At 67.3% G+C, this 15,855-nt stretch carries 16 protein-coding genes; 14 read left to right on the top strand and 2 right to left on the bottom strand.

The window, feature by feature from the left end:
* Positions 1 to 91: 91 nt before the first annotated feature.
* On the bottom strand, positions 92 to 754 hold the full coding sequence (locus OG875_RS14025) for a Crp/Fnr family transcriptional regulator (RefSeq protein WP_330174564.1): 663 nt from the start codon (positions 752 to 754) through the stop codon (positions 92 to 94).
* A gap of 458 nt (positions 755 to 1,212) precedes the next feature.
* On the opposite strand from OG875_RS14025, the gene OG875_RS14020 reads away from it, so the two are divergent.
* The 4 genes from OG875_RS14020 (at position 1,213) to OG875_RS14005 (ending at position 5,550) form a co-directional block, all read left to right on the top strand.
* Complete coding sequence (locus OG875_RS14020) at positions 1,213 to 2,877, top strand: recombinase family protein (RefSeq protein ID WP_330174563.1); 1,665 nt, start codon at positions 1,213 to 1,215, stop codon at positions 2,875 to 2,877.
* 478 nt (positions 2,878 to 3,355) lie between these two features.
* Positions 3,356 to 4,213, top strand: coding sequence for a hypothetical protein (locus OG875_RS14015; protein ID WP_330174562.1), 858 nt, complete (start codon positions 3,356 to 3,358; stop codon positions 4,211 to 4,213).
* A gap of 155 nt (positions 4,214 to 4,368) precedes the next feature.
* Positions 4,369 to 4,728 carry an HNH endonuclease gene (locus tag OG875_RS14010; RefSeq protein WP_330174561.1) on the top strand — a complete coding sequence of 120 codons (360 nt, stop codon included), beginning with the start codon at positions 4,369 to 4,371 and terminating at the stop codon, positions 4,726 to 4,728.
* A gap of 378 nt (positions 4,729 to 5,106) precedes the next feature.
* Positions 5,107 to 5,550 (top strand): phage terminase small subunit P27 family, encoded by a 444-nt coding sequence (locus OG875_RS14005; protein ID WP_330174560.1) that lies wholly within the window; start codon positions 5,107 to 5,109, stop codon positions 5,548 to 5,550.
* On the opposite strand, the gene OG875_RS14000 is transcribed toward OG875_RS14005, so the two are convergent.
* Positions 5,547 to 5,786 carry a hypothetical protein gene (locus tag OG875_RS14000; RefSeq protein ID WP_330174559.1) on the bottom strand — a complete coding sequence of 80 codons (240 nt, stop codon included), beginning with the start codon at positions 5,784 to 5,786 and terminating at the stop codon, positions 5,547 to 5,549. The two genes, OG875_RS14005 and OG875_RS14000, sit on opposite strands and share 4 nt — an antisense overlap.
* A gap of 91 nt (positions 5,787 to 5,877) precedes the next feature.
* Between OG875_RS14000 and OG875_RS13995 the strand changes: the two genes are divergently transcribed.
* The 10 genes from OG875_RS13995 (at position 5,878) to OG875_RS13950 (ending at position 15,832) form a co-directional block, all read left to right on the top strand.
* The gene (locus OG875_RS13995; protein ID WP_330174558.1) at positions 5,878 to 7,434 is read left to right on the top strand and encodes a terminase large subunit domain-containing protein; all 1,557 of its coding nucleotides are present in this window, start codon (positions 5,878 to 5,880) and stop codon (positions 7,432 to 7,434) included.
* Between the two features lie 35 nt (positions 7,435 to 7,469).
* Positions 7,470 to 8,819 carry a phage portal protein gene (locus OG875_RS13990; RefSeq protein WP_330174557.1) on the top strand — a complete coding sequence of 450 codons (1,350 nt, stop codon included), beginning with the start codon at positions 7,470 to 7,472 and terminating at the stop codon, positions 8,817 to 8,819.
* Entirely contained in the window at positions 8,782 to 9,543 is a 762-nt protein-coding gene (locus tag OG875_RS13985) for an HK97 family phage prohead protease (protein WP_330174556.1), read from the top strand. Before OG875_RS13990 ends, OG875_RS13985 begins: the two co-directional genes overlap by 38 nt.
* Positions 9,503 to 10,690, top strand: coding sequence for a phage major capsid protein (locus OG875_RS13980; RefSeq protein ID WP_330174555.1), 1,188 nt, complete (start codon positions 9,503 to 9,505; stop codon positions 10,688 to 10,690). The genes OG875_RS13985 and OG875_RS13980 overlap by 41 nt, the downstream gene beginning before the upstream one ends.
* Positions 10,691 to 10,757: 67 nt before the next feature.
* Entirely contained in the window at positions 10,758 to 11,123 is a 366-nt protein-coding gene (locus OG875_RS13975) for a hypothetical protein (RefSeq protein WP_330174554.1), read from the top strand.
* Between the two features lie 8 nt (positions 11,124 to 11,131).
* On the top strand, positions 11,132 to 11,566 hold the full coding sequence (locus tag OG875_RS13970) for a hypothetical protein (protein WP_330174553.1): 435 nt from the start codon (positions 11,132 to 11,134) through the stop codon (positions 11,564 to 11,566).
* Between the two features lie 8 nt (positions 11,567 to 11,574).
* Positions 11,575 to 12,591: a phage tail tube protein gene (locus OG875_RS13965; protein ID WP_330174552.1), complete on the top strand. Its 1,017-nt coding sequence runs from the start codon at positions 11,575 to 11,577 to the stop codon at positions 12,589 to 12,591.
* A gap of 3 nt (positions 12,592 to 12,594) precedes the next feature.
* A complete protein-coding gene (locus OG875_RS13960) occupies positions 12,595 to 13,029 on the top strand; it encodes a hypothetical protein (RefSeq protein WP_330174551.1) in 435 nt (144 codons plus the stop codon).
* Positions 13,030 to 13,031: 2 nt separating this feature from the next.
* On the top strand, positions 13,032 to 13,352 hold the full coding sequence (locus OG875_RS13955) for a hypothetical protein (protein ID WP_330174550.1): 321 nt from the start codon (positions 13,032 to 13,034) through the stop codon (positions 13,350 to 13,352).
* Between the two features lie 212 nt (positions 13,353 to 13,564).
* Positions 13,565 to 15,832, top strand: a complete 2,268-nt coding sequence (locus OG875_RS13950; RefSeq protein ID WP_330174549.1) for a phage tail tape measure protein — start codon at positions 13,565 to 13,567, stop codon at positions 15,830 to 15,832.
* Positions 15,833 to 15,855 lie beyond the last annotated feature (23 nt).

The raw sequence follows: 15,855 nt of genomic DNA, 5'->3' as shown, positions 1-15,855 counted from the left end.
GATCATTTCCTCTCTGGGCTGGCGACGGGCGGAAACCGCCCATGAAGTGCTGCCCGAGAGGCTAGGAGAGGGAGCGCGAAGTGATCCCGTATCAGTACGGGTTGTCAGCTGCGACTTTGGCGTATTCGAGCAACTTCGGAACGTCACGGATGACTATGTTGCGGTAACTGCGTTCCACCAGTCCCTCGGCTGTCAGCACGGCCAGGTTCTTTTCGGCCGTGGTGAGCTTCAGACCGGCCAGCGACGCGAGCTCTTTCTGTGTCAGGGCTACGTCACAACGCTTGCCGTCGCTGTTCTGCGAGGGCGGGGCGTACGCCTGGCACAGCTCGGCCAGGACCCGGGCCAGCCGGGTGAGCGAGTCGTACGCCTGGAAGTCGATCCGTCGCCGGTTGGCCCAGCGCAGCCGGGCGCACAGCATGCGCAGGGCGGCCCGCATGGCGTCCGGGTGGCCGGAGAGGAAGGTTTCCAGTGCCCGAACCTGGATGATCCGTGCCGTCACGTCACCGCACGCGATCACCGTGCCGGACCTCGGGCGCTCCTCGAAGGCCGCCATCTCGCCGACCAGATCGCCCGCCACACGGACGGCGAGCAGCATGTCGTAACCGCTCTCGGCGCTGGCGACGACCTTGACGACACCGCTCGTGATCACCAGGACGTGCCGGCTTCCGTCGCCTTGTTGCAGAAGAGTGCGGTGCGGCGGATAGGACATCGGGGTGCCCTGGCCGAGGAGTTCCTCCCGCGTCGTGCTCCGCAACCGGCCGAGAAATGTGGATGGCGGCCACGCGTGATTCACCAGTACCCCCGACGATCCGACCCGGCGGCGCGGCGGCGCCGTACGAGCGGACCATGCTGCCCGTGCGCCCGGTGTCGGCACATGGACGGGCCGGAATGTGGCCTGTTTCTCCGTCACAAGGCCAGAATTGACCGAACGCACATTCCCGTATGAACAATTGATCTATTGAATCTGGCTGATCTGGTTGATCCGATCGATCTTATTGATCACGACGCCAAGCGCCGCAGCCGCCCGACCGCCTCATCAAGAACGGCGTCCTTCTTGCAGAGGTGCAAGGTAAACGCACCTAAGCAACCCACTCCCTAGGTCCCCAGCAGAGGGGGCCACACGCCTCATAGAGCGGCCGTAAGCCCCCAGGTGGGGCGCGGGCCCCGCTGAGGGGCCGGGGAGCCCCCAGCGGAAGGGGGAGGGCTTGGACGATGGCACTGACCGTAGAACGACCCACCACCTTCAGCGGACCGAACTCCCGCGCACGGGTCGCCGTGCCGTACATGATCATCGACCCCAACGGGGACATGGACATTTATGCGCGGAAGAGCGTTTCCCGGAAGGGACGCGAAGACCGTGAGCTGAGCGTCAACCAACAGATCAAGGACGGCATCCGGTGGGGCGAGTGGAACAAGTACCGCCCCCGGTACGTGTGGGTGGACAACGGGATCAGCGGCAGCAAGGACGTTCACCGTCCCGGGTACGACGCAGGACTCCGTGCCCTTGAGGGTGGTGGTACTCGCTGCCTCTGGTCGTACAAGCTGGACCGCTTCAGCCGCAAGGGCGCGCTTGCGGTACTGACGATCATGGATCGTCTCGAAGGCAAGCGGATCTTCTTCGGGTCCGACAATCTCGACACGAGCGAACCGAAAGACCGCCGCATGATCATGTGGCGGGCGGAGGACGCAAAGGAGTTCTCTGACCAACTGTCGGATCGTGTGGCCGACGCGTGGCGGTATTCCAAGGACGAGGGAATCTGGCTCGCCAAGCGCATCCCCTACGGGCTGAAGAAGGATCTCAAGACTCGGCGACTCTTCCCGGACACGGCACCGGCGATCCCCGAAGAGCCTGACGGGCTGACGAAGGCTGACGTGATCCGGCGCATCGTGCGGGAGGTGGGTGGGGGCGCCACCGTCCCCGCCGTGATCAAGCGTCTTCACGCTGAGGGCATTTTCCCGCGTCCGGGGTATCGGTGGAGCCCCAACCGGCTTTACAAGATCCTTCGGCACCCGGCTTACATCGGTTTTCAACCGGCCAGTGACTGGGACGACCGGGAAGACCCCATCTACCGGAACGACAAAGGGCAGCGGGTCACGGTCGGGAAGGGCGTTGTTACCGAAGCCCAGCAACTCAAGGCCCGCAAGGTGGTCGCGGAGCGAACAGCCCTGTTCGGGAAGAAGGGCACGAAGAGGGGCGTCCGTTCGGTGGGCCGGCACGAGCTTTCCGGCGTGCTGCATTGCTCCGGGTGCGGGCGGACGCTGATCAAGCGGGGCGTGTCCTTCGGCTGCCCGCACAAGAACGCCGGGGGCGTCCCGTGCCCTGCTCCGGCGTCGATCACGGCAATTCACGCACAGAGCTTCGTGCTTCAGGCATTCGTGAACCGACTCACGGCCAGCGCCCCAGATGATCCGTTGCTTCAGGCTGTGGCGGCCCGCTGGCTGGACAGCCACCGTCCGGACAGCGTGGCGGAGCGACGGGAGGCCGAAGAGCGCCTTGCAGATGCTAAGGCAGCCCTTGAGGATCTGGTTGCGGCGAAGTACAAGCGCAAGGAGTTTGAGGGTCCGGCCGCTGAGTTCTACCCCGGCTTGCTCAAGGAGGCGGAGAACGCCGTTCGTGCCGCTGAGTCCGTGCTGAGCCAGATTCCGGAGCCCACGGCGGATATCGGTTTTCTCCTGGACGCGGCAGCGATTCGGGAGGCGTGGGAACAGGCGACGACGGAGGAGCGGCGGGAATTGCTCTCGCTGGCTCTTGACGGTGTGTGTGTCCGTCCGAAGTTCGGCGCGGGGCGGACCCCGGTCACTCCGGAGCGGTTCCACTACGCATGGACAGGAATCAACCGGGTCCTCAACCCGGCGGATGTCACACTGGTTGCGTGAGTCAGGCAAGGGGCTGGGCCTTCGGGGCCAGCCCCGTTTTGCCGCCGAGCATTTGTCATGGGCATGGCATTAAGTCCGGCGGTGGGTGGGCGCAAATTGCCCCGATAAGTCCATCGCGAAGAGTCAGGCGATCGGACACCTACTGATCACTAGTGACGAAGTGCTGAAGTGGCGAAGAGATCCAATCCATCCTACGAAGCCCAAATATCTCTTCTGTGCAAGCAACCCCGGACCGCCCACCACTCCGTCACTTCGTCACCGGGGCCCGCCACGGGCCCCCGCCCGCCCGGCCAACTCCCGCCTCTGATTGGGCAATCCACTCACTAGATACAGGGTGAGGGCGGGATACCGCGCACCCTTCCGGCTGAGTGCCAATCGGCGGCCTGAGACCCCCCTCGTCAACTGCCCGCGCGGCTCCCCGGTGTGGCTTCTCCACCCGGGTTCTGAGCCCCGGGCCTTGCGTGGCACTGGGGGATATGTGACGGACCCAGCTATTCGGGTCCTATCACTGGGTGCCGGCGTTCAGTCCTCAGCTCTTCTCATCGCGTCGGCTCGTGGTCTGCTTCCGAAGGTGGATGCGGCGATTTTCGCTGACACGGGATGGGAGCCGGGGGCCGTCTACCGGCATCTGGATAGGTTGGAACACGAGATCGCGGACCCGGCCGGTATCCCGGTCCACCGTGTCTCATCCGGGAATATTCGACGCGATGCGCTGGACGCGCGCCACCGGTTCGCGTCCATGCCTCTCTTCATCCGGAATCCGGATGGCGGAGACGGCATGCTGCGACGGCAGTGCACGGCTGAGTACAAGCTGAAGCCGATCAAGGCTGCTGTCCGTGAACTGCTTGGTTACCCGGGCCGGACGTACATCCCGCGTGACGTGTACGCGGAACAGTGGATCGGGATCAGTACCGATGAGATAGGTCGAGCCCGGGATTCCGGGCTCAAGTTCTCCCGGAACGTGTTTCCGCTGCTTGACCTCCGGTGGTCACGCGACGACTGCCGCACGTATCTGACGGAAAACGGATTCGGCGAGACGCCCAAGAGCGCCTGTATCGGGTGTCCGTTCCACGGCAACGCCCAGTGGCGGAAGATGCGGGACGACTCTCCGGAAGAGTGGAAAGACGCGGTTGACTTCGATGCGTCGATTCGGGCAGGTAACGCCCGTGCCACCGCGAACGGTGTGCCTCTGCTGGGGCAGGCGTTCCTACATCGCTCCCGGAAGCCTCTCCACAAGGCGCCGATAGACCACGTCACGCGCAACGAGCGCGTTGAGGCGGGGGACCCTGACGGGTGCTCCCCCTTCTCGTGTCGTTCGGGTGAGCCCGTGGCCTAGCGTCCGGCCCACGCAACACCGACCACCCATGCCGTTCACGGGGGCGCCTGAGCTGCCCATCAGTAACCCACTCTCCGGGGTGGCCGAACGGGGCTCGCTCAGGCGGAACGGCATGGGTCTTCTTCGTTCAACCTGCTCACGCGAGTAGGTAGGGGGTGCTCGTGCGCACGCGCTGTCTGGACTGTCGGGCCTATGCCACCCATGCGGGGCGTTGTGCTGAGCATCACCGGGCCTACGAGTCCGGTCGGTCTGTGCAGTCCCACCGCAAGCGCCGTGAGGCCATCGCGCGGGGCAATGCTGCGGCGGCTCGTCTTCGTCGTGCGCTGAAGCGTGTGGGCCGTGGCTCGTGTGCGCGGTGCGGCCTGTCCTTCCTGGCTTCGGCCATGGACGTGGACCACATCGTCCCCCTGTCCCGTGGCGGTGAGGACGTGGACGGCAACGTTCAGCTCCTGTGCCGCTCGTGTCACAAGGCGAAGACCCGCGTGGACATGGGCTACGGCGCTCCGCCCTTCTGAGGGAGGGGGAGAGCGGCCCGGAAGCTCCCGCGCCTGCCCGCCGGCGATCCCGGCCCCAGCTCGGAAAACGCGCCCTGGGTGCGGCTCCATTTTGGGGGCCCGGCCCGGCGCTGACCTGGGCGGGCTTCCCGGGGCATGGTCGAGAACGAGCCCGTGAGCGCCCCGCTAAGCCCCCTGAACATGCCTGTCCCGCCCGTGCATCCCGCGCCCCGCACCACCCGGGGCGGACTGAGGGAGTCGTGAGGCGGGACGCCGGAGGGCGCGCCGCCTGGCGGTGGCCTTGCCCACGAGTTGGGCGCCACGGCGCAGCCACTCCGGCACCCTTCCCTGAGCACCGCACCCGCTGAGGGGCCCGACTACCTCAGAGGTAGGTGTCCGATGTCCCGCGCGAAGTCTCCGGCCCAGCGGACGGGCAACCCCAACGGCGCCGTATCCCCGGAGTCCGCTCCTTTGGTCTACGAGGGGCGTGCACCGCGCGTGCCGGTCCATCTGAAGGCAGCGGGCCGGGAAGTGTGGCGGGCGGTCTGGCAGGCGGGTGGCGGGGCGTACAGCCCGGAGACGGACCGCAACATCATCCTGCGGTATGCGGAGCTTCACGACAGGCGGGCGGACCTTCTGGCGCTCATCGACGCTGAGGGCCTGTCCGCCGTGGGGTCCACGGGTCAGCCGGCGATTCATCCGGCCCTGCGGTACGTGGAGACCACGGAGCGCGAACTACGCGCCATCGAGACAGCCATTGGCTTCAGCCCAGAAGCGCGGATGCGCCTGGGCATCGTCGCTGCGGAAGCCCGCCAAGTGGCGGCAAGTCCCGCCGATTTCTAACCCTTCCGAAGCTCCGCGCGGACCCTGCTTTTCAGTCGCTTGATCGCGGCGGATGTCCAGTCAGGTCCGAAGTCGATACCGCGTCCGTCTTCCAACTTGTAGCGCTCCACACGCTCTAGTACATCGGTCCAGTCGATACGGGTCTCTGAGTACCAGCCATCCACCACACCGACGGTCATTTTAACGATCTCGTCTGTGATGTCGTTGGCTACTGCCGGGGCATAGTCCGAGGTCATGACGGCATTCTCAGTGCTGTTTCAGATTTTGTGAACCCCCTTTTGTGGGTCGATTTTTAAGGCCCATTCACACGTGAATAAGGGGTGCCGCATGTGGGATGGGATTGATCCTGTCATCGCGCGGCACATACCCCCCGGTGCCGCCTTTCCTTCGGAGGGCCACCGCGTCGCCAACTGGATTGAGAAGTTCTGTGTCCTGACCGGGAGTTTCGCCGGTCGGCCGTTCACCCTTCTCCCCTGGCAGCGCGAACTACTGGTTGACGCCTACCGCCTTGAGCGGGACGCGTTCGGCCGGTGGCGCCGGAAACACCGGACCGTCGTGGTCTGCGTGGCCCGGAAGAACGGCAAGTCAACCCTTGCCGCCGGGATCATGCTCTACCACCTGGTGGCGGACCGGGCCGACGCTCAGCGCCAGATCATCGCGGCCGCGAACGACCGGCCGCAGGCCCGCATGGTCTTCGACGCGGCGAAAGCCATGGTGCTGGCGTCCCCGAAGCTCTCTGCGGTCTGCGATGTCCAGCGGGACATCATCCGGTACGCGGACAACACCTACCGGGTGGTGTCCGCCGACGCGGGCCGCCAACAGGGCCTGAACCCTTCTTCGGTCTCGCTGGATGAGTACGCCTTCGCCAAGAGTGCGGATCTCTTCGACGCGCTGACCCTGGGGTCCGCCGCGCGGAATCAGCCCATGTTCTGGGTGATCTCCACGGCCGGCCCGGACCCTGACGGCGCCTTCGCCCAGCTCTGCACCCAGGGCGAGCGGGTGAACTCCGGGGAACTTGAGGACCCCACGCTCTTCTACCGCTCGTGGGGCCCGCGCATCGGGGACACGGTGGACCACACCGACCCCACTGTCTGGGAGCGCTGCAACCCCTCCTTCGAGATCCTTAACGCGGCCGACTTCGAAGCCGCGTGCCAGCGCAGTACCGAAGCGTCCTTCCGGATCTACCGACTCAGTCAGTTCGTCCGGGGCGGTAGCTCGTGGCTGCCTCACGGTCTGTGGGACCGCCTGGTGGCGGACGGCGAACTCCGCCCCGGTGACGCCGTGGTCCTGGGCTTCGACGGAAGTTGGAAGGGCGACTCAACAGCGCTGGTCGCTGCCCGTGTTCGTGATCTGCGCGTGTTCGTGCTGGGCCACTGGGAGGCGCCGCCTGATGACGCCCACTGGCGTGTGCCCATGGCTGACGTGCGGGACGCTCTCCGCTCCGCGCTGGACACGTACACCGTGCGCGTTCTCGTGGCGGACCCGTACCGCTGGGAGGAGACCCTTGACCGCCTTGAGGCGGAGGGCCACCCGGTGGAGGCGTTCCCGACCAACAGCCTGAAGCGGATGATCCCCGCGACCCAGGCCGTGTACGACGCGGCCCGGGACGGGCGCCTGAGCCACGACGGGAACCCGGCGCTTGCCCGCCACATCGGTAACGCCGTACTGCGGGAGGACCGGCACGGGGCCCGCATCACCAAAGAGCACGCTTCGAGCCGCCGGAAGATCGACCTTGCCGTTGCCATGATCCTCGCCGTCCACGGCGCGGTTCTGTGGCGTGAGGACAACCCCGGCTTCGTTGACGCGCCAATCCTCGCCACCTGGGAGACCGGCGGTGAGGTCTTCGCCTACGGGGGTAGCGCGGAGTTCTTCAACGATCTTTGAACCTACTCGCGTGAGTAGGTCGGGGGGTGGGGATCGTGGGCTTCTGGTCTGCGTTGTTCAAGCCCCGCGCTCCTGAGTCGCGGGCCAACTGGGAACCGGACACGGACCTCTACCCCTTCCCGGGGGTGGTGTCCTCCGCCGGGCAGCGGGTCAACGCGACCACGGCGCTTCAGGTCTCTGCGGTCTTCGCGTGCATCCGTCTCCTGTCCGAGACGATAGCCACGCTGCCCATCACGACGTACTCACGCCGGGGCGGGGTCCGCCGTGAGGTGAAGTCGCCCCTCTGGCTGGACTACCCCACGGCGGAGCCGGGCGGGCTGGGCAGGATCGACCTGATCTCTCAGATCGTGTTGTCGCTCCTCCTTGAGGGCAACGCGTATCTGGCTGTGCGGTGGTCGGCGGACAACACGGCAATTGCCGGGCTGGACGTGCTGGACCCGTCCCGGATCGTCACCCACGCGGTCATGGTGGACGGCGGGCGCCGAAAGGTCTTCGAGGCGTTCGACATCGACGCGGACGGGAACGAGGTGGCCATCGGCTTCTTCACGTCGCGGGAGATCCTGCACATCCCCGGCATGATGCTGCCGGGCGAGTTCACGGGTGTGAGCCCGATCAACTACGCGCGCGAGTCCATCGGTCTCGCCCTTGCCGCCCAGACCTACGGCGCCAAGTTCTTCAGCAACAGCGCGGTCCCGGCTGCCATCGTGGAAGTCCCCGGCGCCATGTCGGAGGACGGTCTAGCCCGCGCCCGGGAGGCGTGGCGGCTGGCCAACTCCGGCCCGGAGAACGCTCACCGCGTCGCCCTGCTGACGGAGGGCGCCCGGTTCTCGAAGGTCTCGCTGAGTCCGGACGAAGCCCAGTTCCTTCAGACCCGTCAGTTTCAGGTTCCTGAGATCGCAAGGATCTTCGGAGTCCCGCCCCACCTGGTGGCCGACGCGACGAACTCCACGAGCTGGGGCAGCGGTCTGGCCGAACAGAACGAAGCCTTCACGACGTTCAGCCTGAATCCCTGGCTTGAGCGGATCGAAGCCGGCTTCAACCGGCTCCTGTTCGCGCAGTTCGCCAACCGTCAGCTCTTCGTGAAGTTCAACCGGGACGGGCTCAAGCGCGGCACGCCGAAGGACCGGATGGAGGTCTACAGCCTCGCGCTTCAGAACGGCATTTTCAGCATTGACGAAGTCCGGGCCGCCGAAGACCTTGAGCCCCTGCCTGACGGTCTGGGCGCCGCGTACCGGGTGCCGCTGAACCTGGGCGACGTGTCCGCAGATGACGAGCCCCCCGCGCCTGAGACCGCCCCGGAGCCGGATGACCCGGACCCGGAGGAGACGAACGAGGGGGACGAAGAGGATGACGACGGAGACCCGGAGCCTGATCTCTCCGGCTGAGATCCGGGCCAACGGCGGCACCACCACCATGCGCGGGTACGCCTACCGGTTCGGGGAGCTGTCCCACGACCTGGGTGGGTTCCGGGAGCGCATCGCGCCGGGGGCCGGGATGGCGTCGCTTGAGCGCAACGACGTGGTGGCCACCTTCAACCACAACGTGGACGGGGTCCTTGGCCGGCGCTCCTCCGGCACGCTCCGCGTGGGTGAGGACGCTCACGGCGGTTGGTACGAGGTGGATCTCCCGGACACCACCACGGGCCGGGACGTGGCCGAACTCCTCAAGCGCGGGGACGTGAAGGGATCTTCCTTCACCTTCCGCGTGGGCAGGGGCGGGCAGCACCGGGCGGGCACCGACCCGGAGACCGGTCTCCCGATCCGGGAGATCACCGAAATGGACGTCGCGGAATTGGGGCCTGTCCTCAACCCGGCGTATCCCACAACTGACGCGGCACTTCGGTCCATCGAGGCAGTGCTGGGCGTCGCGCTCCGTGCCGCGAAACCGGACGACGAAGCCCCGGAGGAGTCCGACGAGGACACCGGGGACGCGCCGCCGGAGAGCACGGACGAACCGGCTGGGGGGCCGGAGGCGAACGAACCGGCGGACGAGCCCGAAGCGGACGAGCCGGACGAGCACAAGACGGCGCGTGCACTGTTCCGCGCCCTCAGTACCACGGGGGAAACACATGGACGCAACGACACTGAGCGCGAACTTCGAGGCGCGTGAGCGGGCCACCGCCGAACTCCGGTCCCTGACCGAGGAGTTCGCGGGCAAGGAGATGAGCGCGGACGCGCGGTCCAAGGAGACCGCGCTTCTGGGCGCCATCGCCGACTATGACGGCCGGATCAAGAGGGGCATCGAAGTCCTGAAGTCCGGCGAGAGCGTCAGCGCGCTCATGCAGGGGCTGACCGGCACCGGCTCCAAGAAGGAGACCCAGGACAAGTTGGCCCAGGCTGCCGCCCAGCTCCGTGCCCTGGGTGTGAACCAGTCGGTGGCCTTCGCGCCGGAGTCCCGCGCGGGCATCGACACGAAGACCAATCCGGGCAACACCACCTTCGGCCGGACCCTGTACGGGCGGCTTCTGGCTGAGGCGGTGGAGCGGTCCACCATCATGCGGGGCGGGGCGTCGATCCTCACCACGTCCGGCGGTGAGCCCATGGACTTCACCGTTGTCGTGGGCCGGGCCCAGGCGGGCATCGTCACCGAGGGCGGCAACATCCCGGAGTCGAACCCGACCACGGTTCAGCGTCCGGTCGGCGCGTACAAGTACGGCTACGCGTCCACCGTGTCCAGTGAGTTCGTCGCGGATCAGGCGCTTGACCTTGTCGGCTTCCTGGTGGGTGACGCCGGACCCGCCATCGGCGCGGGCATGGGCGGTCACTTCCTCACCGGTACGGGCACGAACCAGCCGCGCGGCATCATCACCGCCGGTTCACCGGCCACCGCCACCTTCACCGCCACGGCCAAGGACGCCACGGTCAGTGACGCACTCATCGACCTGTACTACGAGCTGCCCAGCTCCTACCGGGGCAACGCGGCCTTCGTCGTCTCGGACAAGGTCGCGGCCCAGATGCGGAAGCTGAAGAGCACGGACGGTCAGTACCTGTGGCAGTCCTCCGTCATCGCCGGCGCCCCCGACACCTTCAACGGGCGCCCGGTCCTCACCGACGTGGGCGTCCCGGACACGAAGGTCACCTTCGGCGACCTGTCGAAGTACACGGTCCGCCTGGCGGGCCCGCTCCGCGTCGAGCGGTCCATCGACCTGAAATTCCTCTCGGATCAGATCGTGTACCGGTTCCTTCAGCGTGCGGACGGTCTCCTTCTGGATGAGCGCGCGGTCAAGGTGCTCACGGTCGGCGGCACCGGCGCGTAACGGCGCCGTACGAACGAGGGGGTCAACCTGCTCACGCGAGTAGGTTGCCCCCGCCCCTGGGGGTGTCTTGTCCTACGCCACGGTGGCCGAACTCCGGGAGCTGGACGGGCTGGACGACACGGCCCTGTTCCCGGATGCCACGCTCAGCGAAGCCATCGACTACGCCGTTGAGACCGTCGAAAACTACTGCGGTCGCCGCTGGGAAGGCGTCGATGCCGCCCCGGAAACCATCCGCTGGTGCGTCCGCAGAATCGCCCGGCAGTACGTCTTGGACCTTGTGTCCCGCGTCCCTGACCGGGCCCTTCAGCTTCAGTCCGAATTTGGTTCCATTCAGCTTGCCCAGGCGGGCGGCGACTGGCGGCCGACGAGCCTGCCGGAGGTCAACGCCCAGCTCAACCGGTACCGGGTCCGCCTGCCGTTCATCTTCCTGTAGGGGGCGCCGTGTCGTTGGTCTTCAACGCCAAGGTGGCGCTCTTCGAAGCGCTCCGGACGCTGGTGCCTGCCGGGGTGCAATGCACCTTCGCGGAGCGCGGGCAGTCCGACCGGCGCCGTCAGATTTGGTTGGGCGCCACCGTGGACGAGGAGCTTGAGCCGGTCGCCATGCGTGCGGGCCCGCGCAAGCCCACGGCGGTCACGGGCTACGTCGAGGCCCACGCGGTGGTGATCGCACCCGGTGACCCGGTGACCGCTGAGCGGGGCGCCTACGAGCTGCGTGAACTGGTGGCGGACGCATGCCGCGCGGTGGACCGGACGGCCGTGGCGGGGCTCGTGGACCTCCGCCCGGAGTCGTCATCCGTCGAGACCGCCGAGACCACCGACGGGGTGTTCAGCGCCCTGACCGTCCGCGTGAGAGTTCGCGGGCGCATCACGACTTAGGGGGAGTCATGGCGCTTGACGCTGCCATTGGCATTGGAGAAGAGAGCACGTACGGCACTCCCGCCGCATCCGTCATCGGGTACGAGGGGAAGGCCGATTCGTGGAAGGTCGCCAAGGAGTTCATTGAGTCGGTCGGCTTCCGGCGGGGGATGCAGACCGCCCGCGCGGACCGCCGCAACATCATTCAGATGGGCGGGGAGGGTGAGCTTGAGGTTGATCTCCTGGACGTCGGTGCCGCCGCTCTTCTGAGTGCCGCGTTCGACAAGCACAGCTTCAGCGACGCGGGCGGGGTCCGGACGCACGTCTTCGAGAGCGCCACGGTGAGCGATGCTTCGTCGTGGACGGCCCAGATGATCCGGCCGACCGTCGAAGGCGCGGACGTGGTCTACCGGCACGTGGGCTGTGTGGCCACTGAGTGGGAGCTGACCGCCGAGACTGAGAACGCGGTCACGCTCAATGTCTCCTTCGATTTTCAGGACGTGTCGCACAGCTCCGCGCCGGCTGAATCGCTGCCCATCGAGTACCCGGCGGAGGCCCGCCCCTACGACTGGTCCCGTACGGCGCTGACCCTTACCCGGGCCGGGGCCGCCGTGGTGCTGGACGCGTCGAAGTTCTCCATGACCGGTGACCGGGGCATGAAGACTGACCGCCGCTTCCTGCGGGGCACGGCTCTGAAGAAGAAGCCGGTCAGGGCCGCCGTGCCGACGTACGAGGGTGAGCTTGAGGGGGAGTTCACCGGCGAATCCCTGAAGCTCTACGAGTCGTTCGTTGCCGGTGACGTGGTCTCTCTCCGGGCGGACTTCGCGGGTCTGACTCCCGGTACGAGCTTCCGCGTGGACGCTCCGGCCATTCAGTTCACCGGGGAGTCCCCGGAGGCGTCCACGGACGACGTGACCGTTCACACGCTGCCCTTCCGCGTGCTGGACCCGGGCACCGGTGGAGCCGCGATCATGGCCACCTACACGGAGCCGGTGCCTGCGGCCCCGGTGCAGTTCGAGGCAACCGGCACCCCAGACAAGGGGTGAGCCGTGGCCCGGACGTCCGCGTTCACGGTCCGCGTCGCCGGACTGCGTGAGCTTCAGAAGAACGTCCGCAGGCTCAGGAGCCGGGACCTGAACAACTCCGTCCGGGCCGCGAACAAGGCAGCGGCCGAGGTGGTGAAGCCGGAGGCGGAGTCAACGGCCCCGCAGGGCAGGCGGGACGCGAAGTCCAGCAAGCGCTACAAGCCGGGCAGGCTGGCGAAGTCCGTCAAGGTCACAGCGTCCGTCAAGGGCGCCGCTGTGAAGGCGGGCTCTGCCGCGCGGGTGCCGTACGCGGCGGCAATCCACTTCGGATACCCGAAGCGCGGGATCAGCCCCAACCGGTTCCTGTACCGGGCCATGGCCCGCAAGAGCGAAGCCGTTTCCGAGACCTACGAGCGCGAGATCAGTGCCGTGGTCCGTCAGCACCTTGAAGGGGGCTAACCGTGGGGCAGAAGAGACCGGTCAAGACCGTCCGCCAGGCGAACCCGGCAGCGAAGGCCGTGGGCGGTGAGCTGGGCGAACTGCTGTCGCTGGATCTCGACAGTCTCACGATCGATGAGATCGACGTGATCGAGGAGATCACCGGCGGCCCGCTGGACGAGCTGAAGAAGCCCGGGGCACGCCGGGGCCCGATGCTGCGGGCCATGGCGGTGGTCCTCAAGCGCCGCACCGATCCCGGCTTCTCCATCGAGGACGCGGGCCGGCTCCGCCTTCAGTTCAAGCCGGGCGGGGCGAAGCCGGACCCTACCGCGCCCAGCGCGTAGTTGCGTGTGCCCGGCTCGTGTCCCACTTCCGTGGGCTCATGTGGTCGGACGTGCGGTCCCTGCCCCTGCGGGATTTCAACGCGCTGGTTGAGCAGATGTCGGCGGACATCGAAGCGCAGAACAGGCAGAGCCGGCGCGCGTCGCGGGGGCGTACGGCCCAGGGCTCTTCGGGGGAACGGCGGACGCCGGTCATGACATAGCACGGGGGACCGGTGGCACGACCCATCACGATCACCCTTCTCGGGGACGAGTCGGATCTCGCGGACTCCCTTGAGCGGTCCGCCACGGACGTCACCGCGTTCGCGGATCAGGTCGAAGAGGCACTGCGGCAGGCGACCGAACAGGCGGGGGACCTGGGCGACGCGGTGTCCGACGGCATCGCGGACGCCGGGGACGAAGTGAACTCCTTCGGTGACCGCTTCGGCGGAGCCGCCGCCGTGGCCGGTGCCGCCGTTGCCGCCGGGCTCGTGGCCGGGATCACCGAGGCTCTGGACGAGGAGAAGAACACCGATCTTCTCGCCGCGCAGTTGGGCGCGAGTCCGGCGGAGGCCCAGAGCCTGGGCAAGGCGGCCGGTGAGATCTACTCGTCCGGCTGGGGCGCGTCCGTCGAGGACGCCAACGCGGCACTCAAGGCCCTGTGGCAAGAGGGTCTTGTCCCGGCCGACGCCACGGCGGACGAGCTGGCCGACGTCGGGAAGCGGGCCATGGACGTGGCCAACGTCCTGGGCGACGAAGTGGGACCGACGTCGAACGCGGTCTCCAACATGATCAAGACGGGGCTTGCGCGCAACGCGCAGGAAGCGTTCGACATCATGACGGCCGGTGCCCAGAACGGCGCCAACAAGGCCGAAGACCTGGCCGACGTCTTCAACGAGTATTCGACCAACTTCCGCACGATGGGCCTTGACGGCGCCACCGCCATGGGGCTGGTCTCCCAGGGCCTCAAGGGTGGCGCCCGGGACGCGGACCAAGTCGCCGACGCCATCAAGGAATTCAGCCTTGTTGCCGGTCAGGGCGGCAAGGCGGTTGAGGAAACGTTCAACTCCATCGGATTGAACGGCTCCAAGATCGTCAAGGACGTGGCGGCCGGAGGCGACTCCGCGAAGGTGGCCATGGACAAGGTCCTTGACGCGCTGCGGGAGATGCCCGCATCGGCGGAGCGCGCGAGTGTCGTCAAGACCCTGTTCGGCGGTCCGGGCGAAGACCTGGGCGCGGCCTTGTTCTCGCTCAACGTCGATACCGCCGCCAAGAGCCTGGGCAAGGTCGAGGGCGCCGCGAAGCGGGCCGGCGACACCCTGCACGACAACGCGTCAACGAAGCTCTCCGCGTTCTGGCGCACGCTCCAACACGGCGCCGTCAACGTCGTGGGCGGTGCGGTCCTCCCGGCACTGGAACAACTGATCGACGGGGCCGTTGCCGTGGGCGGATTCATCGCCGACAACAAGGTCCCGATCACGGCCGTGGCCACGCTGATCACGATCCTTCTTCTCCCGGCGCTCATCGCCTGGGGGACCACGGCCACCACGTCCGCCGTCGCCAACGGCATTGCCTGGGCCACCTCTTCGGCGACCGCCACCACGGGCGCCGCCACCCAGGTACTGGCGCACTGGGCCGTGGTCGGCGGCTGGGTGAAAGCTGCCGCACAGGCGGTGATATCCGGCGGCATCGTCGTGGCCGGGTGGATCGCCATGGGCGCCCAGGCGCTCGCACAGGGCGCCCGGATGGCTGCCGCGTGGCTGATAGCCATGGGCCCTGTCGCGCTCGTCATCGCTGCCGTGGTGGGTCTCGTGGCGCTGATCGTGGCCAACTGGGACGCGATCGTCGGCGCGACCACCCAGGCATGGGACTGGGTGTGGAGCAAGGTCAAGACGGCTTTCGACTGGCTCGTCAGCCTGTTCCTGAACTTCGCCGGCCCGGGACTCCTGCTCAAGCACTGGGACACGATCAAGCGTACGGCGGCCGACGCGTTCAGCTTCGTCTACGACAAGGCCAAGAGCGGACTCAACTCCGTGGTCTTGTTCTTCACCTCGCTGCCCGGCCGGATCAGTTCAGCGGCCGGAAGCGTGGCCCGCGCCGCGCTGGGGGTCGGCGGCTCCGTCGTGGACGGGCTCAAGGGCGGGCTCTCCCGCCTGGGCGGCTTCGCCTCAAGCCTGGCCTCCGCAGTGAGCCGCGCGACGAAGGGCGCGGTCAACGGAGTGGTGGATCTCCTGAACTGGGCCATCCCGAACAGGCTCGGGTGGGGCGCCCTGTCCATCGACATCCCCGACAGCCCGATTCCTCACGTCCGCGCCATGGGCGGTCCGACGCGTGGCCTGACACGTGTAGGTGAGCGCGGACCTGAGTGGGTCCAACTGCCCGGTGGATCAAACGTGATCCCGAACCACGCGGCTTCCGGGGGCGGAGTCGTGGTCAACGTCCGCTCTCAGGCGGACCCGTGGGCCATCGGGCGGGAAGTCGCCTGGGCCCTTCGCACCGCATGACCGACCTACTCACGTGAGTAGGT

The sequence above is a fragment of the Streptomyces sp. NBC_01498 genome, from assembly GCF_036327775.1.
In the GTDB taxonomy this organism is placed as follows: Bacteria; Actinomycetota; Actinomycetes; order Streptomycetales; family Streptomycetaceae; genus Streptomyces.
Note: the sequence above shows the minus strand (reverse complement) of the source record. Positions and strands in the feature narration are given on the sequence as shown.